At 64.6% G+C, this 21,913-nt stretch carries 22 protein-coding genes; 8 read left to right on the top strand and 14 right to left on the bottom strand.

The features are described from left to right. Positions 1-12: 12 nt before the first annotated feature. Entirely contained in the window at positions 13-213 is a 201-nt protein-coding gene (locus tag F1735_RS07370) for a twin transmembrane helix small protein (protein ID WP_166870512.1), read from the top strand. A gap of 156 nt (positions 214-369) precedes the next feature. Here F1735_RS07370 and F1735_RS07375 read toward each other — a convergent pair whose 3' ends face one another. The 7 genes from F1735_RS07375 to F1735_RS07400 all read right to left on the bottom strand — a co-directional run bounded on the left by F1735_RS07375 (position 370) and on the right by F1735_RS07400 (position 6,392). After that, positions 370-1,230, bottom strand: a complete 861-nt coding sequence (locus F1735_RS07375; RefSeq protein WP_167236326.1) for a cytochrome c oxidase subunit 3 — start codon at positions 1,228-1,230, stop codon at positions 370-372. A gap of 73 nt (positions 1,231-1,303) precedes the next feature. Further along, positions 1,304-1,516, bottom strand: a complete 213-nt coding sequence (locus F1735_RS07380) for a DUF2970 domain-containing protein (protein WP_167226296.1) — start codon at positions 1,514-1,516, stop codon at positions 1,304-1,306. An 8-nt stretch (positions 1,517-1,524) separates the two neighbouring features. Beyond that, complete coding sequence (locus F1735_RS07385; RefSeq protein ID WP_370664026.1) at positions 1,525-2,085, bottom strand: cytochrome c oxidase assembly protein; 561 nt, start codon at positions 2,083-2,085, stop codon at positions 1,525-1,527. A gap of 6 nt (positions 2,086-2,091) precedes the next feature. Beyond that, positions 2,092-2,196: a cytochrome oxidase small assembly protein gene (locus F1735_RS35620; RefSeq protein WP_222852958.1), complete on the bottom strand. Its 105-nt coding sequence runs from the start codon at positions 2,194-2,196 to the stop codon at positions 2,092-2,094. A 65-nt stretch (positions 2,197-2,261) separates the two neighbouring features. Further along, the gene (gene ctaD, locus F1735_RS07390) at positions 2,262-3,857 is read right to left on the bottom strand and encodes a cytochrome c oxidase subunit I (RefSeq protein ID WP_167226294.1); all 1,596 of its coding nucleotides are present in this window, start codon (positions 3,855-3,857) and stop codon (positions 2,262-2,264) included. A gap of 13 nt (positions 3,858-3,870) precedes the next feature. Beyond that, complete coding sequence (coxB, locus tag F1735_RS07395; RefSeq protein ID WP_167236327.1) at positions 3,871-5,055, bottom strand: cytochrome c oxidase subunit II; 1,185 nt, start codon at positions 5,053-5,055, stop codon at positions 3,871-3,873. 413 nt (positions 5,056-5,468) lie between these two features. Then, entirely contained in the window at positions 5,469-6,392 is a 924-nt protein-coding gene (locus F1735_RS07400) for a methyltransferase domain-containing protein (protein WP_167236328.1), read from the bottom strand. 85 nt (positions 6,393-6,477) lie between these two features. On the opposite strand from F1735_RS07400, the gene F1735_RS07405 reads away from it, so the two are divergent. From F1735_RS07405 to F1735_RS07425, 5 genes are all read left to right on the top strand, one after another. Continuing rightward, entirely contained in the window at positions 6,478-7,221 is a 744-nt protein-coding gene (locus tag F1735_RS07405; protein WP_167236329.1) for a ComF family protein, read from the top strand. Positions 7,222-7,249: 28 nt separating this feature from the next. After that, positions 7,250-7,720, top strand: a complete 471-nt coding sequence (gene trmL / locus F1735_RS07410) for a tRNA (uridine(34)/cytosine(34)/5-carboxymethylaminomethyluridine(34)-2'-O)-methyltransferase TrmL (RefSeq protein ID WP_167236330.1) — start codon at positions 7,250-7,252, stop codon at positions 7,718-7,720. A 313-nt stretch (positions 7,721-8,033) separates the two neighbouring features. After that, positions 8,034-8,333, top strand: a complete 300-nt coding sequence (locus F1735_RS07415; RefSeq protein ID WP_167236331.1) for a hypothetical protein — start codon at positions 8,034-8,036, stop codon at positions 8,331-8,333. 8 nt (positions 8,334-8,341) lie between these two features. Next, positions 8,342-9,826: a S8 family serine peptidase gene (locus tag F1735_RS07420; protein ID WP_167236332.1), complete on the top strand. Its 1,485-nt coding sequence runs from the start codon at positions 8,342-8,344 to the stop codon at positions 9,824-9,826. 2 nt (positions 9,827-9,828) lie between these two features. Further along, positions 9,829-10,038 (top strand): hypothetical protein, encoded by a 210-nt coding sequence (locus F1735_RS07425; protein WP_167236333.1) that lies wholly within the window; start codon positions 9,829-9,831, stop codon positions 10,036-10,038. A 69-nt stretch (positions 10,039-10,107) separates the two neighbouring features. On the opposite strand, the gene F1735_RS07430 is transcribed toward F1735_RS07425, so the two are convergent. The 5 genes from F1735_RS07430 to F1735_RS07450 form a co-directional block, all read right to left on the bottom strand. Then, positions 10,108-11,829, bottom strand: a complete 1,722-nt coding sequence (locus F1735_RS07430) for a glycoside hydrolase family 9 protein (RefSeq protein ID WP_167236334.1) — start codon at positions 11,827-11,829, stop codon at positions 10,108-10,110. Next, positions 11,826-13,160: an MFS transporter gene (locus tag F1735_RS07435; RefSeq protein ID WP_167236335.1), complete on the bottom strand. Its 1,335-nt coding sequence runs from the start codon at positions 13,158-13,160 to the stop codon at positions 11,826-11,828. Before F1735_RS07435 ends, F1735_RS07430 begins: the two co-directional genes overlap by 4 nt. Beyond that, positions 13,147-14,211 (bottom strand): glucokinase, encoded by a 1,065-nt coding sequence (locus F1735_RS07440; protein ID WP_167236336.1) that lies wholly within the window; start codon positions 14,209-14,211, stop codon positions 13,147-13,149. Before F1735_RS07440 ends, F1735_RS07435 begins: the two co-directional genes overlap by 14 nt. 26 nt (positions 14,212-14,237) lie before the next feature. Then, complete coding sequence (locus F1735_RS07445) at positions 14,238-15,560, bottom strand: GH1 family beta-glucosidase (protein ID WP_167236337.1); 1,323 nt, start codon at positions 15,558-15,560, stop codon at positions 14,238-14,240. Between the two features lie 117 nt (positions 15,561-15,677). Further along, positions 15,678-18,095, bottom strand: a complete 2,418-nt coding sequence (locus tag F1735_RS07450; RefSeq protein WP_167236338.1) for a TonB-dependent receptor — start codon at positions 18,093-18,095, stop codon at positions 15,678-15,680. Between the two features lie 183 nt (positions 18,096-18,278). Here F1735_RS07450 and F1735_RS07455 point away from each other — a divergent pair, with 183 nt between their 5' ends. Both F1735_RS07455 and F1735_RS07460 read left to right on the top strand, forming a co-directional pair. Further along, the gene (locus F1735_RS07455; protein WP_167236339.1) at positions 18,279-19,826 is read left to right on the top strand and encodes a tryptophan halogenase family protein; all 1,548 of its coding nucleotides are present in this window, start codon (positions 18,279-18,281) and stop codon (positions 19,824-19,826) included. Further along, complete coding sequence (locus tag F1735_RS07460; RefSeq protein ID WP_167236340.1) at positions 19,823-20,836, top strand: LacI family DNA-binding transcriptional regulator; 1,014 nt, start codon at positions 19,823-19,825, stop codon at positions 20,834-20,836. The genes F1735_RS07455 and F1735_RS07460 overlap by 4 nt, the downstream gene beginning before the upstream one ends. Here F1735_RS07460 and F1735_RS07465 read toward each other — a convergent pair. After that, the gene (locus F1735_RS07465) at positions 20,833-21,366 is read right to left on the bottom strand and encodes a phosphohydrolase (RefSeq protein WP_167236341.1); all 534 of its coding nucleotides are present in this window, start codon (positions 21,364-21,366) and stop codon (positions 20,833-20,835) included. The two genes, F1735_RS07460 and F1735_RS07465, sit on opposite strands and share 4 nt — an antisense overlap. After that, entirely contained in the window at positions 21,344-21,757 is a 414-nt protein-coding gene (locus tag F1735_RS07470) for a hypothetical protein (RefSeq protein ID WP_167236342.1), read from the bottom strand. The genes F1735_RS07465 and F1735_RS07470 overlap by 23 nt, the downstream gene beginning before the upstream one ends. Positions 21,758-21,913: the final 156 nt, after the last annotated feature.

The following is a 21,913-nucleotide window of genomic DNA, read 5'->3' on the forward strand; positions in this document are numbered from 1 at the left end:
GTCGAGCTCATTATGAAAATCCTCGTCGCCTTTGCCTTCATCCTGATCCTCGGGAGCCTGGGTTCGGCCCTGTTCTTCCTGATGCGCGACAAGGGCAAGAGCAACCGCACGGTACATGCGCTGGCGCTGCGCGTGGGCCTGTCGATCACCCTGTTCCTGATGCTGCTGGGCAGCTACAAGATGGGCTGGATCGCGCCGACCGGCATCCGCTGATCGACCCTGTCCGGGCGACCCTGTCCGGGCGACCCTGCCGGCGGCAAGGTTATACCCCAGCCGCAAAAAACCGGGGACAGGCCACCGCTTGGTGGACTGTCCCCGGTTTTTCTTATGTCCAGCCTGCCGGAGGGTACACCCTCCCGCCTGCCGCCATTACAGCCAGTAGACGACGACGTACAGGCCGAGCCAGACGACGTCGACAAAGTGCCAGTACCAGGCGGCGCCTTCGAAGCCGAAGTGATTGTCGGCGGTGAAGTGGCCTTTCATGACGCGGTACAGGATCACCGACAGCATGATGGCGCCGAGCGTCACGTGGAAACCGTGAAAGCCGGTCAGCAGGTAAAAGATCGAACCGTAGATGCCCGAGGTCAGTTTCAGGTTCAGCTCGCTGTAAGCGTGCATGTATTCGTAAGCCTGGAAGCCCATGAAGGTCGCGCCCAGCAAGATGGTCGCGGCCAGCCAGAAGGCGGTCTTGGCGCGGTGGCCGGCGCGCAGGGCGTGGTGCGAAATGGTCAGGGTCACGCCGGACAGCAGCAACAGGCAGGTGTTGATGGTCGGGATCGGAAACGGGCCCATGGTCGTGAAGCTGTCGATGGTGCCGGCCGGGCTGGCACCGCCCCATTGGGCTGCGAAATCGGGCCAGATGATCTTGTGATCGAGGTCGCCCAGCCACGGCGTGCTGATGGTGCGGGCGTAGAACAGCGCGCCGAAAAAGGCGCCGAAGAACATGATTTCGGAAAAGATGAACCAGCTCATCGACCAGCGGAACGACAGGTCGATGCGTTTGCCGTACTGGCCGGCTTCGGATTCGCCGATGGCGTCGCCGAACCAGAAGTACAGGACCAGCAGGGTCGACAGGATGCCGGCGATATTGAGCGCCGGACCCCAGGACACGTCATTGACCCAGGCCGAGGCGCCGATCATCGTCACGAGCAGCGACAAGCCGGCGGCCATTGGCCATTTGGACGGGCCTGGCACGAAATAATGCGGTGCGGCGGCGTGTGGTGAACTCATCTTCATCTCCTAGATCAAACTGTATGCGGTGAATTTATTGCTAATTTTGTAAAACATCAATCCGGCGGCCGGTTTACGACACGGCAAATTTCACCAATGCCACCAGCACGCCGATGAACAACATCACCCCAATCAATCCGGCAATTACCACATGCACCGGATTCAGGCTGGCCGAATCTTTTTCGTAATCGCTGCGCTTGCGGATGCCCAGGAAGGACCAGAACACCGCTTTCATGGTGGCGCCGAACGACGCGTTGCGCTCGGGCCCCTTGTTCAATTCCGTCATGGCGGCCCCTACTTCGCCGCCACTGCCTGAGTGCCGGCAACTTCAAAAAACGTGTACGAGAGCGTCATCGTCTTCACGTTCTGCGGCAGGGCCGGATCGATGTAGAACACCACCGGCATCTGCCTGGCCTCGTTTGCCTGCAAGGTTTGCTGCTTGAAGCAGAAACACTCGACCTTCTTAAAATGCTGCATCACCAACTGCGGCGCGAAGCTCGGAATCGCCTGCGCCTGCACGGTCCGGTTCTGCGTATTGACCACCTCGTACAACACGGTGGTCAGCTCGCCCGGATGGACCTCGACCGAGCGCTTGGTCGGGCGGAACCGCCACGGCCCCTGCGCATTGCCGTCGAACTCGATCGTGATCGTGCGCGACTTGTCGATCTGGGTATTCTTGTCGTACGCCACCGTGCCATCGGCCTGGGTCAGCACATTGATACCGAGCAGTTCGCACATGTGCTTGTACACGGGGATCAGGGCGTAACCGAAACCGAACATCAGCACCGCCACCACCAGCAGCTTGCCGAGCATGGTGCGATTCAGTTTCAAGGTGCCGGATTGTTCTTTAGCCACGTCAGCTCACAGCCAGATGCGTTTGATGAACACCATTGCGAAGAAAAATACCGCCAGGGCGCCGAGAATCAGGCCCGTTCTTGCATTGTTCGGCTTTTTTGGATCAGACATGGTATTTGCTTACAAGTTCAGTAGCGCGGGCACCACACTGGCTGCCCGCGCCGCTGTATGACTACTTACTTAACCGTCGGCGGTACTTCGAAGGTGTGGAACGGCGCCGGGCTCGGCACGGTCCACTCCAGGCCTTCAGCGCCATCCCATGGCTTGTCGGCCGCCTTGGCGCCGCCACGGATGGTCGGCAGGATCACGAAGAACAGGAAGTACACCTGCGACAGGCCGAAACCGAAGGCGCCGATGGTGGCGATCGTGTTGAAGTCGGTGAACTGCGCAGGGTAATCGGCATAACGACGCGGCATCCCCGCCAGTCCCAGGAAGTGCATCGGGAAGAAGGTGATGTTGAACGTGATCAGCGACAGCCAGAAGTGCATCTTGCCGCGGAATTCGTTGTACATGTGGCCAGTCCACTTCGGCGACCAGTAGTAGAAACCGGCGAACAGGGCGAACAGGGAACCGGCGACCAGCACGTAGTGGAAGTGGGCCACGACGTAGTAGGTGTCTTGCAGCTGGATGTCGATCGGGGTCACAGCCAGGATCAGGCCGGTGAAACCACCCATCGTGAACACGAAGATGAAGCCGACCGAGAACAGCATCGGGGTCTCAAACGTCATCGAACCCTTCCACATCGTGGCGATCCAGTTAAACACTTTCACGCCGGTCGGCACCGCGATCAGCATGGTGGCGTACATGAAGAACAGCTGGCTGGTCACTGGCATGCCGGTGGTGAACATGTGGTGGGCCCAGACGATGAACGACAGGATCGCGATCGAGGCGGTGGCATAGACCATCGAGGCATAGCCGAACAGTGGCTTGCGGGCAAACGCCGGCAGGATCTGCGACACGATACCGAAGGCCGGCAGAATCATGATGTACACCTCGGGGTGACCGAAGAACCAGAAGATGTGCTGGTACATGACCGGGTCGCCGCCGCCGGCGGCGTTAAAGAACGAGGTGCCGAAGTGACGGTCGGTCAGGGTCATGGTGATCGCGCCAGCCAACACAGGCATCACGGCGATCAGCAGGTAGGCGGTAATGAGCCAGGTCCAGCAGAACATCGGCATTTTCATCAGGGTCATGCCGGGAGCGCGCATGTTCAGGATGGTGACGATGATGTTGATCGAACCCATGATCGACGAGGCGCCCATCAGGTGCATCGCGAAAATCGCCATGTCCATGCCGGGTCCCATCTGGGTCGACAGCGGTGCGTACAGGGTCCAGCCGGCGGCAGTTGCGCCGCCAGGCACCAGGAACGAGGTCGCCAGCAGGATCGCCGCGGGCGGCAGCAGCCAGAACGAGAAGTTGTTCATCCGTGCGAACGCCATGTCGGAGGCGCCCACTTGCAGCGGGATCATCCAGTTGGCGTAGCCGACGAAGGCCGGCATGATCGCGCCGAACACCATCACCAGGCCGTGCATCGTGGTCAGCTGGTTGAAGAACTCGGGCTGGAAGAATTGCAGGCCCGGTTTGAACAGTTCGGTACGGATCATCAGCGCCAGCACGCCGCCGGAGAGCAGCATGATGAGCGAGAACCACAGGTACAGGGTACCGATATCCTTGTGATTGGTGGCGAACAGCCAGCGGGTCAGGCCCGTCGGGTGATCGTGGCTATGATCGTGGTCATGGCCGTGTGCGTGATCTAGTGTGCTTGTGCTCATGAGTTACTCCCGATTACTTGTTACGTGCAGCCAGGACTTCGGCTGGTTGAACGATATTTTCCGCTGCCTTGTTCGACCAGTTGTTGCGGGTGTAGGTAATCACCGCAGCAATATCGGAATCCGACAATTGTTTCCAGGCTGGCATCTCGGTCGGGAACTTGCCCGATTTCTGGCCATGCAGCAGCACATTGACCTGGTCCGCTTTCGGACCGTTCACAACGGCCGAGCCGTCCAGCGCGGCGAACGCATTCGGTACGCCCTTGCCGTTGGCCTGGTGGCAGACCACGCAATTGGTGGCGTAGACTTTTTCGCCTTTGACCTTCAGTTCGTCGATGGTCCACACTTTCGATGGATCGTCGGCCAGGGCAGCCATTTTCTTTTTCTCCTTGGCGACCCAGGCACTGTAGTCGGCGTCGGAGACGACATTGACCACGATCGGCATGAAGGCGTGTTCTTTACCGCACAGCTCGGCGCATTGACCGCGGTAGACACCGATCTGCTCGGCCTTGAACCAGGTGTCGCGCACGAAACCGGGAATCGCATCCTGCTTGACGCCGAAGGCCGGGATCATCCAGGCGTGGATGACGTCGTTGGCGGTCAGGACGATGCGGATCTTCTTGTTGACCGGCACGTAGATTTCGTTATCGACTTCCATCAGGTAGTTCACGCCGCGCGGTGCGGTTGGCGCAATGCCTGGCTCGCCGACCTGCGAACGCGGGGTGGACAGGCTCGACAGGAAGGAAATGCCTTCGCCCTCGCCCTTCAGGTAATCGTAGCCCCATTTCCACTGCATGCCGGTGGCCTTGATGGTGATGTCGGCGTTCGAGGTATCTTTCATTGCGACCACGGTTTTGGTCGCTGGCAGCGCCATCACGATGACGATCAGGAACGGTACGACGGTCCATGCGATCTCGACGGCAGTCGATTCGTGGAAGGTGGCTGGCTTGTGGCCCAGCGAACGGCGGTGCTTGAAGACCGAATAGAACATCACGCCGAACACCGCGACGAAGATCACCAGGCAGACGATCATCATCCAGGTGTGCAGGTCGTTGATTTCCGACGCAATCTTCGTCACTGGCATTTGCAGGTTCAGCTGGTAATCCACCGGACGTCCCTCCACCGGTGCGGCCAGCGCTGGGATGCTGGCCGAAATTGCCAGACCGAACATCAAGGCCTGAAGTCGCTTTGCATATGTCATGTTTTCCCCAACCACCCAAAAATAAGAATATTTTTTCTACGCCAGTGATCCTGATCGGATCCCGGCGCTCCGAAACCATCGCACAAAAAGGGCCCATACCGTCCCGGCGCGCTCACGGCACGGCGGACCCGACTGGAACCCTGACATCGGCCATTGGCGCAAAAAGCACACTGATGAACGGTCACTTGCTATCGCTTTCGGCTGCTGCACCGTTGAAAAACTCGTGCGCTTGGCACCAGAATCAACACAGCCGATAAAATTAGTCCTTGATTATACTCAAGTATGCCCAACGTCATCAAGGGAAAATCCTCCCGTAACGGGTCAGCGCCCCCCTGTTTGCCCCGCTTTCAGGGCCGTTGTGTACCATGCGGGGTACAAGTGGCGAGCGCCGCAGCAAAACCATTGACGGAGCATCAACGCCCCTTGCGCGGCTCGAAGCGGATGATCGCCTCGCCCGCCGCCGTCACGCGCGGCGCCGGGCGGAAGGCATGGCCGTAGATCACTTCGAAGGTCAGGCCGAGCTTGCCGTCCGGGCGGCGCTGGCGCTCCAGCGCCGCCAGCATGCGATTGCGCGCCGCGCGCCCGAGCAAGCCGCGCGCGCGCGTGGCCAGCGGATTGCCGCCCAGCGCGCGCGCGTCGGCCAGCAAGGCCTCGGCCGTGTCGTAGGTGACGGCAATGACTTCCATGTCCATGACCGGGGTGGAAAACCCGGCCGCCACCAACTGGTCGCCGAAGTCGTGCATGTCGACGAAGGGCAGCACGCGCGCCGGCGCAGGGGCGCCGGCGTCGGCCTCGGCAAAGGCCGTGCGCAGCTCGCGCAGGGTATCCGGGCCGAAATTGGAAAACATCAGCAAGCCATCCTGGCGCAGCACCCGGCGCCATTCCGCAAAGACGCGGTCGGGCTGGGGATGCCAGTGCAAGGCCAGGTTGGACCACACCAGGTCGACCGAGTCCGGTCCAAGCGGCAGATTGCCAAAATCGCCGCACAGCAGGTCGACCCCGGCCTTGCCCGGCAACAGGCGGCTGAGCAGCTGGTTCAGGGACTTGATGGCCGAGGCCGGCGTTTTGGCCGCCTCGACCATGGCGACGGCGGCGTCGAGGCCGACGATGTGGGCGGCGGGATAATCTTTTTGCAACAATGCCAGGTCGGCGCCGCTGCCGCAGCCGGCGTCGAGCACGCGCCTGGGCGCCATTTTGACCAGCATCAGCCGCTCATGCATGCGGGCGGCGATCTCGCGCCGCAGGAAATCGGACCGTTCCACGCGCTGCGGGCGCGAGAACAGGGTACGCACGCGCGCCAGGTCGATCGGCGCGCTCAAGGTATCGGGCGTGTTCATAGGACTGTGAGATGAGATAATGCCGGCAGTGTACCCGTTTGCCGCCTTGCCGTTTGCAGCGATGCGATTTTGAAAGGGCCGTCCGATGAGCGAGTTTCTGCGCCGCTGGCTGCGGCCCCGGATGCGGGCATGCGGCGCCGCATGGCTACCCTCCGCCTGCGCCCTGTGCGGCGGCGATGCCGATGCGCCGGTGTGCGCCCCGTGTACGCGCCGCTTCGTCAGCGGCGGCGGCGCGCGTTGCCGCTGCTGCGCCAATCCGCTCGGGGACGCCGACCGTGGCCTCCTGTGCGGCGCCTGCCTGGCCGACGCGCCCGCCTACGACGCCACCGTGGCCGCGAGCGACTACGCCGTTCCGCTCGACCAGTTAGTGCTGCGGCTCAAGTTCGGCGGCGCGCTCGCGCTGGCGCCGTGGTGCGCCGGGGTGCTGGCCCGGGCCGTGCTGGCCGCGCCCGGCTTCGCGCTGCCGGAATTACTGTGTCCGGTGCCGCTGGGACCGGCGCGCCTGGCCGAGCGCGGGTATAACCAGGCGCTCGAAATCGCCCGGCCGCTCTCGACGCTGCTGGGCATTGCGCTGTACCCGCGGCTGGCCGTGCGCCAGCTGGACACGCCGGCGCAATCGCGGGTGGCGCCCGGCCAGCGCCGGAAAAACATGCGCCATGCATTCCTGGTGGCGCCCGGCATGCTGGCGGCAGTGCGCGGACGGCACATCGGCGTGGTTGACGACGTGATGACCAGCGGCCATACCCTCAATGCGCTGGCGGCCACCCTCAAGCGCTTCGGCGCCGCGCGCGTGAGTAATATGGTGTTTGCGCGCACGCCGCCGCACTAATGACTACATGCCACCCAAGGAGAATAGATTGTTTCACGTCGTACTGGTCGAACCCGAAATCCCGCCGAACACCGGCAACATCATCCGCCTGTGCGCCAACACGGGCGCGCAACTGCACCTGATCGAACCGCTCGGTTTCCCGCTGGACGACGCCAAGATGAAGCGCGCCGGGCTCGACTATCACGATTACGCCAGCATGCGGGTCCACAAGAACTGGGAAGCCTATATCAGCGCATGCCGGCCCGACCCGGCGCGCATGTTCGCGCTGACCACGCACGGCTCGTCGCCGTTCGCCGGGGCCAAGTTCCTGCCGGGCGACGTCTTCGTGTTCGGCGCCGAAACGCGCGGCCTGGCGCCGGCGCTGCGCGAATCGTTCCCGCCGCAACAACGCATCCGCCTGCCGATGCGTCCGGACAACCGCAGCCTGAATCTCTCCAACACGGTCGCGGTGGTGGTGTTCGAAGCCTGGCGCCAGAACGGCTACGCCGGCGGCGCCTGACCCTCCCAGCCTCCCCGCCGGTGTCAGGTCTGACATTCGGACACGAGCACGGCTGTATCTCCCCGCCGGTGTCAGGTCTGACATTCGGACACGAGCACGGCTGTATCAGGCAACGATCTTTACCCAATGTTCAGTCTGTGTCCGAATGTCAGACCTGACACCGGCGGGACACCGGCGGCGGACACCGGCGGCGGGCGCGGGCTGACGCCAGGGGCGCAGGCAAGCGGCCTCGCGCGCACGATTGCATCTGTCGGGCAAAGATTCCCCCGAAGCCTTACTATGATGACATCAGCGTCCCCTTGTACGCACCGTCATGATCAAGCTCCAGCTCCTGCTGCGCGATCGCGCCCGCGATCGCAGCGATGACCCCGCCCTGTGCGCCTTGCTCGAGGCGCACGGCATGCATGTGACCGCCTGCGGCATGGCCACCATCTCGGCCGAAACCTCCCTGGCCCAGGCAGAAAATTTATTCGGACCAATTCCAAATAGTAGATCCGGGTTCGCATCCGATATACCATCTACACCAGAGCTCGCGATTCCGGCGGACCTGCAACACGCCGTCAGCCTGATCACCATCGCTCCGCGCCACGCGACGCCGGGCCAACCTACCTAGGGGATTCCATGCAGCCTTTCAAACCCAGCCAGCCGCGCCCTGCCGTGGGCGAACCCGCTCCGCCGGAAGCGCAGTTGCGCATCGCCATCACCTTCAAGGGCCGCGCCAACGCCGGCCCGACCAAGCTGGCGGCGCGCCTGTCTTCGCGCAGCATCCTCAGCTTCGAACCGGCGCCGGGAGAAATGGAAACGGCCATCGAGGCGCTGCGCCAGCGCGGCTTTATCGTCTCCGGGCGCGGCCGCATGACGGTGTCGGTGCGCGGCAGCGTGGCCCAGTTCGAACAAGTGTTCGGCACGCGCCTGACCCCGTTCAAGCTGAGCCAGAAGCAGAGCTACTCGAGCGACCAGGTGTTCTACCCGGCCAAGGGCGCTCCCTGGAATCCCGATCCGGCGATCAAGGCGCTGATCGACGACGCCTATATCCAGTGGCCGCACATTTACCTGGCCGACCCCGGCGCCAGCGCGCGCCCGCCGTCGGTCGGTTACTACCATCTCGACGTGCTCAAGGATGTGCCGGCCAAGCTGAACGTCACCAATATCCACAAGGAACGCCACCACGGCGAAGGCATCCGCGTGGCCATGATCGACACCGGCTTCGACCATTCGCACCCATTTTTCACGCGCAACGGTTTTACCTCCTCGGTGGTGCTGGCGCCCTCGGCCACCAACCGCCGCACCGATCCCGGCAGCCACGGCACGGGCGAGTCGGCCAATGTGTTCGCGGTGGCGCCGAAAGTGACCTTCATCGGCGTCAAGCTGGGCGACGACGCCGATCCGAACGGCGGCGCCAGCATCCTCGAAGGCTTCCAGGAAGCGCTCAAGCACAAGCCGCACGTGATCACGGTGAGCATGTGCTACGACTTGCGCGATAACGATGGCGTCTCCGAACTGGCCGACTTGCCGAACGGCCTGAAACCGCTGGAAGCCGAAATCCAGGCGGCGATTGCCAGCGGCATCGTGGTGGTTTTCTCCGCAGGCAACGGCCACTACGCCTTCCCGGGCTCGATGCCGGAAGTGCTCAGCGTCGGCGGCACCTTCGTCGCCGAAAACGGCGCGATGACAGCGTCGGATTACGCCTCGGCCTTTACCAGCGGCATCTATTCAGGCCGCCACGTGCCCGATGTATGCGGCCTGGTCGGCATGCTGCCGAACGCCGATTACATCATGCTGCCGGTGCCGCCCGGCGCCGAGATCGATACCGGGAACGCTGCGCATGACGGCACCCGTCCCGGCGACGGCTGGGCCGTGTTCAGCGGCACCTCGGCCTCGGCGCCGCAGATCGCCGCCGTATGCGCCCTGCTGCTGCAGAAAAATCCCAAGCTCACGCCGGCCGACATCAAGGGCCTGCTGGTGCGCACCGCGATCGACGTGCATGACGGCTCGGCCAGCCCGTCCAGCGATCCGGAAGGGCTGGGCGTGAAGGCCGGACCAGGCATCGACGGCGCCACCGGGGCCGGCCTGGTCGACGCCCACGCCGCCTGGCTGCAGGCGTGAGCATGGACGCAGCGCGTGAAGTGCGCGTCGGCCTGATCGGCTACGGCTTTTCCGGCGCCACCTTCCAGGCACCGCTGATCGCCACCACGCCAGGCCTGCGCCTGACGCACGTGTGCTCCAGCCAGGGCGAGCGCGTGCTGCGCGACTTTCCGGGTGTGGCGGTGGTGGCCGCACCAGCCGCAGGCCGATTTCGAGCGCGATATCGCTGTTGAACACATCGAACTGCAACAACTGCTCCTGCCGCACCAGCATCGCCAGCATCACATACGGGTCGTCGCGCTTCACGGCGCCGTCCCGCCCAGCACATCGAGCGCCGCCGACACGTACACCAGCGGCGCATTCCAGTTGATCGCCACTTCATTGCTGGCGTAGCTGCAATCGTCGTCGATGTACGACAGCGCCGGCAACGCCGACGGATATTGCCCCTTGCAGTCGCCCTTGTCCTGCTGCCCCGCATGCGGCCCGCCCGCCAGGAAACCCGGCACGGGCGCGGCCACCTGGTCGGCCATCGACGGGCGGTGATGCGGATGCATGACCTGGCGCGCGCCGAAACCGGTCACGAACGAATACCCGGTGGCGTTGCGCCCCAACACATAATCGAGGCCGGCCTGCGCGGCGTCGAGGTAATCGCGCTTGCCGTTCAGGCGGTACGCTTGCAGCAGCATCATCGACTGGTTCAAGGCCACCGCATTGCTGCCCCAGACGAAATCGTCGCCCTGCATCGGCACCCCGTAGGCGGAAGCGCGCCACCTGGCCGCCAGCGCCGCCGCCAGGGTGTCGATGCGCGCGGCGATCAGCGTGCGGTCGGCCACCGCGCTCAAGCTGTTGCGGTGATGCGCGAGCGAGATCCAGGCCAGGGCGCGCACGTCGGCCCATTGCGGCACGCTGGCCGTCACCGCGGCCGGCCGCATGGCCGCGTAGTAGCTGTCCTTGCCGCTGCTGATATACAGTTCGGCCGCGGCCCAGGCGAATTCGTCGTCGAAGGTGGCGTCGCCGTATTCGCCGGTCACCACCCCGGCCGGATTGCGGAACACCACGGCCGGATTGGCGCGCGCCCATTCCCACGCCGCTTCGGCCGCGCGCAGCATCTTCGCCGACAGGCCGGGCAACTGCCGCTCGTAAGGTTTGAGCACGCGGCTGGCGGTGGCCATGGTGGCGGCGAAATCGAGCGTGGCCGCGGTTCCCTTTTGCACCACGTAGCGCTCCGCCCCGGCCTGGTCCGGCATGACGATGCCGTCGAAGCGCAGGTTGGTCAACTTGTTGTAGACGCCGCCGTCATGCGGGTCCTGCATGGTCAGCATCCACTCCAGGTTCCACAGCGCCTCGTCGAGGATGTCGGGCAGCGCGTTGCCGCTCTCGGGAATGGCGCTGCGCTTGCGCGCGAAATAGTCGGGATAGTGCTCGAACGCGGCCAGCAGGGTGTAGGTCGAGATGCCCGAGTTGACGATGTACTTGTTATAGTCGCCGGCGTCGTACCAGCCCTTGGCGCTGGCGATGACGGTGCCTTCCGGCCGCTCTTTTGATGCCGCCGAGGCATGCACCAGCACGCGCGTGTCGGGATGGCCGGCGGCGCGCGCATGCACGCCGGCGTGGGAAGCGTCGAGCGCCGTGCCGGAGCGGTTGAAGTAATACGCCTTGAGCGCGGCGCGGTTCAGCTCCGCATACACGCCGGCGCGCACCGCAAAGCGCTCCGACGGCGCCACGCCGGCAGCGCGGACGCGGTACTCGCCGGGCCGCGCCAGGGCCGAAAAATCGGCCAGCCTGACCGACTCGCCGGACTCGCGCCAGGCGCCGGCGGGGCCGGCCCGGCCGCGCCAGGCAACCGCGCCGCTGGCGGCGTCGATCACTTCCACCTCGCCGCTGGCGCCGGCCGGTAGCACGGCCACCTTGTGCGCCAGCGGAGCGAAGCCGACCTGGTTGACGCGGATCGCGTCGGGCGCCGCGCTGGCGCACACGCCGGCCGCCAGCAGGACACAGAGCAGGCCGGCCGGCGCGCGCCTCATGCCGGCACCGCCTGCACGCCCTTTGGTTCGTCGCTTGCCGCTTCATCGATATGGAACGGCGCGAACCAGGTGGCGATGAACGAGGGGATGGTGGCGACCATCACGAAGATGAAGTAGCTGACGTAGCCCATCGAGACCTGAAGGTGGCCGCTGACCGCGCCCGTCACCAGCCCGCACAGGCCCATGATGCCGGTGCCGAAAGCGTAGTGCGTGGTGGTGTACTTGCCCGGCGCGAGTTGCTGCATCAGGTAGATCATGAAGCCGACCGCACCGAAGCCATAGAAGAACTTCTCGATCATGACGCCGGCCGTGATCAGGTACAGGTTGGTCGGCAGGTAGATCGCCATGATCAGGAATGTCACGTTCGGGATGTTAACCGCGCAGCACAGCACGAACAGGGTCGGCTTCAAGCCTTTTTTGGCCACGTACCAGCCACCCAGCAAAGACCCGAGCAGCACCGCGGCCAGGCCGTAGGTGCCGTAGATGACGCCCAGCTTTTCGTTGCTCAGCCCCAGGCCGCCCTTGGCGGCCGGATCGACCATGAAAAATGGTCCGATTTTTTCGAGGAAGCCGATACTGAGGCGGAACAGGAACGCAAACGCGATCATGCGCCACACGCCGCGCTTCTGGAACAGGGTGACGAAGGAGTCGGCCAGAAAATGGCCGACCGCGCGGACGCTGGCCGGCGTGTTGTCGGCGCGTGCGCCATCGGGCATGAAGCGCGCATGCCAGAGCGCCATCAGCACGGTCAGTCCGCCCACCAGAAAGAAGATGATGCGCCACGATTCGATCCAGTCCGGGCCGAACACGGCCGCGTCGTGGTGGAACATGTGTACGTGCAGCCAGCCGCTCAGGTACACCATGCCGCCGGCGGCCACGATCGGGCCGACGTTCCAGCTCAGGCTCTGGATGCCGCAGTACAGCGACTGCGCGCGCGAGTCGAGCGAGGTGACGTAGACGCCGTCGCTGGCGATGTCCTGGGTCGCCCCGACGAAGGACATGGCCCAGAACAGCGCCATCAGGATCGTCATGTAGTTCGGCAGCGCCATCACCAGCGCGATGCCGATGAAACCGAGTCCGAGCATGGTCTGCGCGCACAGCACGAAGAACTTCTTGGTGCGGTACATTTCGACGAACGGCGCGAACAGCGGCTTGATCGTGTAGGCCAGGATCAGCAGGCTCGAATACTCGGCCGCCTTGCCGTTGTCCATGCCGAGATTCTTGAACATGATGGCGGTGACGGAGGTCAGCATGACATACCCGAGCGCCATCGTGAAGTAACCGGTAGGCACCCACAACAAGGGCCAGGCGGTCGGTTTAGAAGCGTGCATGGTCGATTTCCGTTTCAAGAATAGGCAGCGGGAATGGCGCTACGGCGCGCGGCATGGCGCGTGGCGGCGCCAGGTCGGCCAGGTGCTCCGATAAAATCGTCGCCGCGCCCAGCATGGCCGGATAGGGAGCGGTGATGACCAGGGTCGGGATCCGCGAGGCAAAGGCGGAAAAGCGGCCCTTGTTCTCGAAGCGCGCCCGAAACGGCGAGCCGGCAAAATACGCGCCCAGGCGCGGCACCACGCCGCCGCCGATATACAGGCCGCCGCGCGCGCACAGGGTAACCGCCAGGTTCGCCGCGACGGTGCCGAGCATACCGCAAAAGCAGTCCAGCGTTTCGCGGCACAGCGGGTCGCTGCCGGCCAGCGCGCGCTCGACGATGCCGGCGGTGGACAGGCTGGCGTCGACCCGCAGGCCACGGTGCGCGGCCAGCGCTTCGCGGATCAACACGATCCCCGGACCGGAGACGATGCGCTCGGCCGAGACGTGCTCGTAACGCTGCCAGCAATGCTGGAGCACCGCCACTTCGCGCTCGTCGAACGGCGAAAAGGCGACGTGGCCGCCTTCGCTCTGGAGCGCCACCCAGCGTCCGTCGACCGGCACCAGGCCGGCCACGCCCAAACCCGTGCCGGCGCCCACCAGGCCGGTCACGCCGGTGGCAAGGGCTTGACCGCCGCCGATCTGTTGCAAGCCGGCCGGGCCCAGGGCCGGCAGCGCCATCGCCAGCGCGGCAAAGTCGTTCACCACCAGCAGGGTGTCCAGGCCCAGCGCGGCGCGCGAGGCGTTGATCGAAAACGCCCAGTGGTGATTGGTCATCTGGACGGCGTCGCCGTCGACCGGATTGGCGATCGCGATGACCGCGTGGCGCACGCGCCGCGCCGGCAAGCGGTTTAGATAGGCGCGGACGGCGTCGTCGAAGTGCGCGTAATCGGCGCAGGCCAGGGTGTGCGCGTCGCCCACCCGCCCGGCGCCCTGTTCGAGCGCAAAGCGCGCGTTGGTGCCGCCGATGTCGGCCAGCAGGCGCGGACCGTCGGCATAGGAATCAGGAACCATGTTGCCTCCAAGGGAAGAACGGTCGATCAGCGCTGGCGCTGCGCGGTCAGGAAATCGCGGTACCAGATGGCGCTGTCCTTGAGGGTGCGCTCCTGGGTCGCGTAATCGACATGCACGATGCCGAAGCGCTTGGCGTAACCGGAGTTCCATTCGAAGTTGTCGAGTAAACTCCAGAGGAAGTAGCCGCGCACGTCGACGCCCTGCTCCATGGCCGCCTTGAGCGCGTCCAGGTGCATCTGCACGTAGGCGATGCGCTCCGGGTCGGCCACCCTGCCGTCGCTGACCGTATCCGGGTTGGCCATGCCGTTTTCGGTGATGTAAACCGGCGGCAGCATGTATTCGGCATTGAGCTTGAGCAGCAGTTCGGTCAGGCCCTGCGGATAGATTTCCCAGCCCATGTCGGTGAAACCGAGCTTGCCGGGCGCCGTGCGCGGCGGCGTTTCGGCGCTGCAGAAGGAGCGGAAGTAGTAGTTCACGCCGAGGAAGTCGATCGGCTGGGCGATGGCGGCCATGTCGCCCACGTGGACCACGGGTGCGTTCTCGCCGTGCGCGCGCAGCGCCAGCTCCGGGTAATGTCCCTTGAAGATCGGGTCCATGAACCACTGCACCGAGCGCGCGTATTCCAGTTCGGCCATGGCGCGATCAAGCTCCGAATCGGTGGCCGGATCGGCCGTCCACTGGTTCAGCACAATGCCCAGCCGCGCCGAGGTGGCGGCGGTGCGCATGGCGCTCATGGCCAGGCCGTGCGAAAGCAGCAGGTGGTGCGACACTTGAATCGCCTGCCTGGCGTCGGTCACGCCGGGCGCGAACTGCGCATTGCCGTAACCGAGATTGGCGCTGCACCACGGCTCGTTATGGGTGGCGATGGCCTCGATCCGGTTGCCGAAACGACGCGCCACTTCCTGGGCGTAGTCGGCAAAGCGGTAGGCGGTGTCGCGATTCATCCAGCCGCCGTCGTCCTGCAAGCCTTGCGGCAGGTCCCAGTGGTACAGGGTCAGGTGGGCCTTGACGTCTCTCGCGGCCAGTTCGTCGAGCAGGCGGTCGTAGAAACCGAAGCCGGCTTCGTTCCAGGCGCCCTTGCCGCTCGGCTGGACGCGCGCCCAGGCCATCGAGAAGCGGTAGGCGTCCACGTTCAGCGACGAGATCAGGGCGACGTCCTCGCGATAGCGGTGGTAATGGTCGCAGGCGACGGTGCCGTCGCTCTGGTCCTTGATGTTGTTCGGGTTCAGGCAGAAGGTATCCCAGATCGATGGCCCCTTGCCATCAGCGTTGGCGCCGCCCTCGATCTGGAAAGCGCTGGTCGCGACTCCCCACGTAAAGTCGGCGGGAAATTGATTGGATTGGTTCATGGTGGAGCTCGATATCGGTGGGGCGATGACGGGACGCGCGGCGCCCATCCGGGCACGCCGCGCCGTGGTCCGCCTCCCGGGGGAAGCGGACAGCTTGACGGGACTTAAGTAAGTGCGTTAGAAGTCGACGCCGGTGTTAAAGCCGATGGTACGCGGCGGCAGGTACTGCGCCATGTACGGGCCGAAGGAATTGCCGGCGCTGGTCTTGATGTTTTTATCGGCCACGTTACGCACGAAGGCATCGACCCACCACTTGTTGTTGGTGTAGCGCAGGCCCAGGTCGGTGCGGGTATAGGCTTTCTGGCGGTCGCCCTCGCCCAGGTTGAACACGCTCAGCCAGGACGCGGTTTCGTAGTGGGTCGAGATGCGCGGCACCACCGTGGCGCCACCGGCCAGTTCGAACGTGTGCTGGTACTGCAGCTGCATCGAGAACTTCGGTGCGTGCGGCATGGCGTTGCCGCTCACGTCCAGGCAGGTGCTGATGCCCGGCACGGTGCATACCGGCAGGGTGTAGTCGTTGGTGCCGCCGATCAGTTTGCCCAGCTTGGCGCGGGTATAGGCCAAGGTCAGTTGCAGCTTGTCGTCGCGGGTGAGCTTGGCCGCGATTTCCGACTCCAGGCCCCACACCGTGGCGCCTTCGGCGTTGTTGGTGGCCAGGCCGCGGGTGCCGTCCGGATTGGTGACCGGGGCGCTGAACTGGAAGTCCTTGAAGTCCGAGTAGTAAGCCGCATTGTTCACCTTGACCATGCCGCCCATCAGGGTGCTCTTGCTGCCGATTTCATAGTTGGTCAGCGTTTCGGCGCCGTACGGACGGCCGCCATCCTGCAGGCCGCCCGACTTGTAGCCGGTGGCCACGCTGGCGTAGACCATGTTGCTGCGGTCGAGCTCATAGTTCACGCGTACCAGGCCGGTGACCTTGCTGCCGTGGTAGACGCCATCGTTCGATGGCGAGCCGGGGCTGTAGCCCTGGCCGGGAATGCGCGGATCGATCGATGGCGACAGCGGCACCTGGGCCACGTTCTTGTCGCCGTTCCAGGTGTAGCCGTTGCCGCCTTCGTTGGTGCGCTTGTCCTTGGTGTAGCGCAGGCCGCCGGTCAGGTGCAGCTTCTCGGTCGCATTCCAGGTCGCCTGGCCGAAGGCGGCGCTCGAGGCCACCGTTTCCTTCGGCTGGATGAAGGAACCCTGCCAGTTGACGGTGCCTTCCTGGGTGCCGCTGAAGATCGGGATGTCGAAGCGGATGTCGTTCTTTTCAGCCGCGTAGTACAGGCCGAGCTGCCAGTCGATATCCTGCTTGCCGAGCGATTGGAGTTCCAGTTCGTGGCTGTGGTTCTTGTAGTTCGACGAGACCGTGTTGTTGGCCTGGTAGGTCGCGCCCGTGGCAAAGCTGGTCGGCACGGCGGCGCCGCCATCCTGGTCGAAGGTCGACGAACCGGAGAAGCGCGACACGCCGGCGATGTAGTGCAGCGCCAGCGAGTCGTTGATGGTGTATTCGAGGCGCGAGCGGATCGCGTCGGTATCGCGCTTGAGGGTCGGCGCCACGTCGGCCAGGGTCGACCACAGGTCGGTGCCGGCGCGCGGGTTTTGCAGCAGATTCATGCTCGGGGTGCCGCGGTCGGCGAATTTTTCGTACGACACGTTCCACTTCACGTCGCGCGCGATGTTCCACAGCAGCGACAGGCGCACTGCGGTCTGGTCCTGGGCGCCGTATTTGGGGCCGCCGGCGACGAACAGGTTCGGATTGATCGGACGGAAATCGGCATCCTTGCCGCCGCCGGCCTTGAAGGCGGCGCGCTGGTCGGCCAGCGAAATCGACGGCAGTTTTTGATAATCGATGTAGCCGTCGTGCTGTTCATGCACGGCGGCGATGCGCAGGGCAGCGGTTTCGCCGAGCGGAATATTCACGGCGCCACGCGTGCCGAGGCGCTTGTAGTCGCCCATGCCCGCTTCGACGCTGCCGGAACGCTCCCCGATCACAGGCTTGGTGGTCTGCATGTTGACCGCGCCGACGGTGGAGTTGCGGCCCCACAGCGTGCCTTGCGGGCCGCGCAGCACTTCGATCGCTTCCAGGTCGAACAGCAGCGAGGTGGCGCCTTCCGGACGCGGCGAGTAGATGCCGTCGACGAAGCTGGCCACTTCGGGATCGGCGTATTCGGTCTTGGCGCTGTCGTTGCCGATGCCGCGCAGGGTCATGGTGATCACGCCATGGTCGCCCTGGCCGGTGGCCTGGAAGCCCGGCACCAGGTTGACGACATCCTGGATCGTTTGCACGTGGTTGTCCTGCAGCGCGGCGGCATTGATCGCGGTGATGGCGATCGGGGTTTTTTGCAGCGGGGTCGAACGCTTGGTCGCGGTGACGACGACTTCGGGAATCACGTTCGAGTCGGCGCTGCCGATGCTCTTGCTGAGCGCGGGCGCTGCTTGGGCTTGCGCCACATCCTGGGCGTGGGCCGCGCCAATGCCTGCGAGCAATGTCAGGATGGCGAGTTGAATTGGGGCGCGAGCGCGGCGAAACGCCTGGGTGGCGGTAGATTTCATGCAGTCTCCATTCGGAATTGTCCGATTTTTGTTGTTCAAAACTTGGCTGGGCGAGAAAACGTTTTCAGATTGCTTGAAAACGATTTCATCGTACATTTCGGTGCATTCCAAAGTCAAACGAAATATTATGGTGCGAGCCGATTTGTCATATCTGCCACACATCGCCACAAAAAGGGGCAATTCATGAAAGCGTTTCATAATGTATTGATCGTCGGCGGCGGCACTGCCGGCTGGCTGACCGCCTGCTACCTGGCGCGCACCCTGGGTGCGGCGCACGCCGGTGCGGCCGGCGTCGGCATCACCCTGGTCGAGTCGCCCGAGATCGGCATCATCGGCGTGGGCGAAGGCACCTTTCCCTCGATCCGCGCGACCCTGGCGGCGATCGGCATCGACGAAGCGCGCTTCGTGCGCGAATGCCAGGCCACCTTCAAGCAGGGCGTACGCTTCAACAACTGGGTACGCCCGGCCGGCGCGCCTGGCGCCGACCACTACTTCCATCCGTTCAGCCAGCCCAGCCAGCGCCAGGGCGGGCCGGAACTGCTGCCGCACTGGCTGCAGGGCACGGCCGGCGCCGGCGTGCCGTTCGCGCAGGCGGCGACCATGCAAAAGCGCGTGGCCGACGCCGCGCACGGGCCGAAACGCCTGGCCGACGCCGACTACAGCGGGCCGATGAACTACGCCTACCACTTCGAGGCCGGGCGCTTCGCCGCCCTGCTGGCCGAGCATGGCCGCTCGCTTGGCGTGCGCCATGTGCAGGCCAAAGTGGAACGGGTCGAACTGGACGCCGACGGCGCGATCGCCTGCGTACACACGCGCGAACATGGCGCGCTGGGCGCGGACCTGTACGTGGACTGCACGGGTTTTCGGGCCGCGCTGATCGGCGAAGCGCTCGGCTCACCGTTTCGCAAGATGGACGACGTGTTGTTCGTCGACCGCGCGCTGGCGATGCAGGTACCCTACCCCGCGCCGGACACGCCGATCCCGTCGTACACCATCTCCACCGCGCACGAAGCCGGATGGACCTGGGACATCGGCCTGCAGCAGCGGCGCGGCATTGGCTACGTGTATTCGAGCCGCCACACCACCGACGAACGCGCAGAGCAAGTGCTGCGCCAGTACATCGGCGCGGCGGCCGATGGGCTCACGCCGCGCCAGCTGAAACTCAACATCGGCTACCGCGACGTACAGTGGATCAAAAACTGCGTGGCGGTCGGCCTGTCGGGCGGCTTCCTGGAGCCGCTCGAATCGTCCGGCATCGGCCTGATCGAAACGGCGGCTTACCTGATCGGCCACCTGTTCCCCTTCAACGGCGACACCGCCCCGGTGGCGGCCCAGTACAACCGCCTGATGCGCGAGCGCTACGAGCGCGTGGTCGACTTCATCAAACTGCACTACTGCCTGTCGCAGCGCACCGATTCTTCCTTCTGGACCGACAACACCGACCCGCGCTCGATTCCCGCATCGCTGCGCGACAAGCTGGCCATGTGGCGCTGCCGTCCGCCGCACCGGCTCGACTTCGTGGCCGATGTGGAGATGTACCCGACGTCCAGCTGGCAGTACGTGCTGTACGGGATGGAGTTCGCCACCAGCCTGCATGCGAGCGCCTGCCATCCGGCGCGGCGCGACGAAGCGGCTGGCGAATTTGCCATGATCGCCAGACTGGCCGGCCATGCGCTGGCCGACCTGCCGCCGCACCGCGCGCTGGTGGAGCACTTGTGCGAGCGTCGATGAGGACCACCGGGAACGGCCCCGTTACCTTGCACCAGGTGGCGCATGCCGCCGGTGTGTCCCCGGCCACCGCGTCGCGCTTCATGAACGGCACCGCGCGCGTGTCGGACGCCAAGCGGCGCAGCATCGAAGACGCCATCGAACGCCTGAACTACAAGCCGAACCTGGTGGCGCAGGGCCTGAAGATGGGCAGCACGCGCACCATCGGCGTGTTGACGCAGTCGCTGGTGTCGGGCTACTTCAACGACGCCATGGTCGGCATCGAGGATGCGGTCAAGGCGGCCGGCTACGCGCTGCTGATCATGAGCGGGCACTGGCACGCGGCCGAGGAAGCCGAGCGGGTCGAACTGCTGATCGGGCGGCGCGTGGACGGCGTGGTGATCCTGACCGGGAACATGAGCGACACCCAGATCCTCGATTTTTCGCAGCGCGTGCCGATCGTGGCGTTCGGGCGCAAGCTCGAAGGCGAGCGGGTTTTCGGTTTCTTCCTCGACAATTACGGCGCCGCCTGCGAGGCGATGGAACTGTTGATCGAACAGGGGCACCGGCGCATCGCCTTCATTCGCGGTTCGGACGACCAGGAAGATGCGCATGCGCGCCTGGCCGGCTACCGCGACACGCTGGCGAAACACCGCATCGAACCCGATCCTGACCTGATCGTGGCGGGCGACTTCCAGGAGTCGGGCGGGCTGCAGGCGGTCAACCAGCTGCTCACGTCGGGGGCGCGCTTTTCGGCCATCTTCGCGGCCAACGACCTCTCCGCCTACGGCGCGCGCCTGGCGCTGTACCGGCGCAGCATCCGGGTGCCGGAAGACGTCTCGATCATCGGTTTTGACGACCTGCACAGTTCGATGTACACCACCCCGCCCCTGACCACGGTGCGCCAGCCCTTGTACGACGTCGGCTCGTGCATCGGCACCATGATGCTGGGGATGATCGCGCATGACGAGGTGAAGGTGGCGCTGCCGGCACTGAGCCTGGTGGTGCGCGAATCGGTAAGGCGACTGACTTAAACGATGCTGCGCCGCAGGCGTTCGCCGCCACCGGCGGCGATGTCTTCGAACGCCGAGTCGAGCGTGGTGAACACATCCCAGCGCAATTGGCCGCGTTGTGCGGCGATCATATCGATGACGCGAAGCTCAAGTTCTTCCTCGCGCTTGCCCTTCCAGAGTTTGTCGGCCAGCGCGACCGACAACTCCTCGAACGAGTTGCCCGGTTCCTGCCACGCCGCGTGCGACACGAAGCAGCGCGCCACCGCCGGCGGCACGCCGTTGGCCAGCATCAGGGCCTGGCCGGCCGCCTCGTGGCGCGCACCGGGGCCGTCGAGTTCTTCGGGAAAGACGATCTTGCCGGCGTCGTGCACCGCCGCGCCAAGCTCGATCAGGCGCGCATCGAAGCGCAGTGCCAGGCTGTTGTAGATATCGATCAGCGCATCGGCGGCTTCGCCCACCAGTTGCAGGTGACGCAGCAGGCGCGCGCTGGCGCCAAGCGCGTGCAGCAAGGCATAGGCGTCGCTGCGCTTATCCAGGGTTTTGTTCAACATCGCGCACGCGGCAACTCAGAGACGCATAGTTGCCCTTCGGAAGAGCATTCTTGATGCCGAACGAGCGCAATTGTTTGCCGGGATCAACATGTTCTTCCAGCGTGCAGCGATTCTGCGCCGCGAATTTTTTCAGCGCCCCGATACTCCCCGCCACGCTGACCGTTACGCCAAGCCCCTTGCTGACGCAGCAGCCGGCATAGCGCGTCAGGTATTCCTCTTCAATCAGCACCAGCGGGTGTCCCAACAAGCTCGCAGGCTTTCTGAGCAGGTAATAATCGGTGTAATCGGCGCGCCCGTTCGGACGTGGATTGACATAGCCGGCTTTCATGTAGGCCTGGATGGCTTTTCCAGAGCTGCCGAGGAGCTTTTCAGATGCCTTGTCAAACTTCATGGCTTTCTTGACATCCTCCCCTCCCTAAAGGAAGGGGATTCCTACGGCGCCGCGTGATGATCTACGGGTCGCTTCGGTGGGTTCCTGCTTCATCGAGCGGCCTGACTGCGCCGACTCTCCACAGGCTAAGACGCGATGTCCTCGCGCTAAAACATT

The organism is Massilia genomosp. 1 (assembly GCF_011682185.1).
GTDB classification, from domain to species: domain Bacteria; phylum Pseudomonadota; class Gammaproteobacteria; order Burkholderiales; family Burkholderiaceae_D; genus Telluria_A; species Telluria_A rubra.

Coding starts and splice junctions, on each gene's coding strand:
- F1735_RS07370 (WP_166870512.1), top strand. CDS start 13: ATGAAAATCCTCGTCGCCTTTGCCTTCATCCTGATCCTCGGGAGCCTG.
- F1735_RS07375 (WP_167236326.1), bottom strand. CDS start 1,230: ATGAGTTCACCACACGCCGCCGCACCGCATTATTTCGTGCCAGGCCCG.
- F1735_RS07380 (WP_167226296.1), bottom strand. CDS start 1,516: ATGACGGAATTGAACAAGGGGCCCGAGCGCAACGCGTCGTTCGGCGCC.
- F1735_RS35620 (WP_222852958.1), bottom strand. CDS start 2,196: ATGTCTGATCCAAAAAAGCCGAACAATGCAAGAACGGGCCTGATTCTC.
- ctaD (WP_167226294.1), bottom strand. CDS start 3,857: ATGAGCACAAGCACACTAGATCACGCACACGGCCATGACCACGATCAT.
- coxB (WP_167236327.1), bottom strand. CDS start 5,055: ATGACATATGCAAAGCGACTTCAGGCCTTGATGTTCGGTCTGGCAATT.
- F1735_RS07400 (WP_167236328.1), bottom strand. CDS start 6,392: ATGAACACGCCCGATACCTTGAGCGCGCCGATCGACCTGGCGCGCGTG.
- F1735_RS07405 (WP_167236329.1), top strand. CDS start 6,478: ATGAGCGAGTTTCTGCGCCGCTGGCTGCGGCCCCGGATGCGGGCATGC.
- F1735_RS07415 (WP_167236331.1), top strand. CDS start 8,034: ATGATCAAGCTCCAGCTCCTGCTGCGCGATCGCGCCCGCGATCGCAGC.
- F1735_RS07420 (WP_167236332.1), top strand. CDS start 8,342: ATGCAGCCTTTCAAACCCAGCCAGCCGCGCCCTGCCGTGGGCGAACCC.
- F1735_RS07425 (WP_167236333.1), top strand. CDS start 9,829: ATGGACGCAGCGCGTGAAGTGCGCGTCGGCCTGATCGGCTACGGCTTT.
- F1735_RS07430 (WP_167236334.1), bottom strand. CDS start 11,829: ATGAGGCGCGCGCCGGCCGGCCTGCTCTGTGTCCTGCTGGCGGCCGGC.
- F1735_RS07435 (WP_167236335.1), bottom strand. CDS start 13,160: ATGCACGCTTCTAAACCGACCGCCTGGCCCTTGTTGTGGGTGCCTACC.
- F1735_RS07440 (WP_167236336.1), bottom strand. CDS start 14,211: ATGGTTCCTGATTCCTATGCCGACGGTCCGCGCCTGCTGGCCGACATC.
- F1735_RS07445 (WP_167236337.1), bottom strand. CDS start 15,560: ATGAACCAATCCAATCAATTTCCCGCCGACTTTACGTGGGGAGTCGCG.
- F1735_RS07450 (WP_167236338.1), bottom strand. CDS start 18,095: ATGAAATCTACCGCCACCCAGGCGTTTCGCCGCGCTCGCGCCCCAATT.
- F1735_RS07455 (WP_167236339.1), top strand. CDS start 18,279: ATGAAAGCGTTTCATAATGTATTGATCGTCGGCGGCGGCACTGCCGGC.
- F1735_RS07460 (WP_167236340.1), top strand. CDS start 19,823: ATGAGGACCACCGGGAACGGCCCCGTTACCTTGCACCAGGTGGCGCAT.
- F1735_RS07465 (WP_167236341.1), bottom strand. CDS start 21,366: ATGTTGAACAAAACCCTGGATAAGCGCAGCGACGCCTATGCCTTGCTG.
- F1735_RS07470 (WP_167236342.1), bottom strand. CDS start 21,757: ATGAAGTTTGACAAGGCATCTGAAAAGCTCCTCGGCAGCTCTGGAAAA.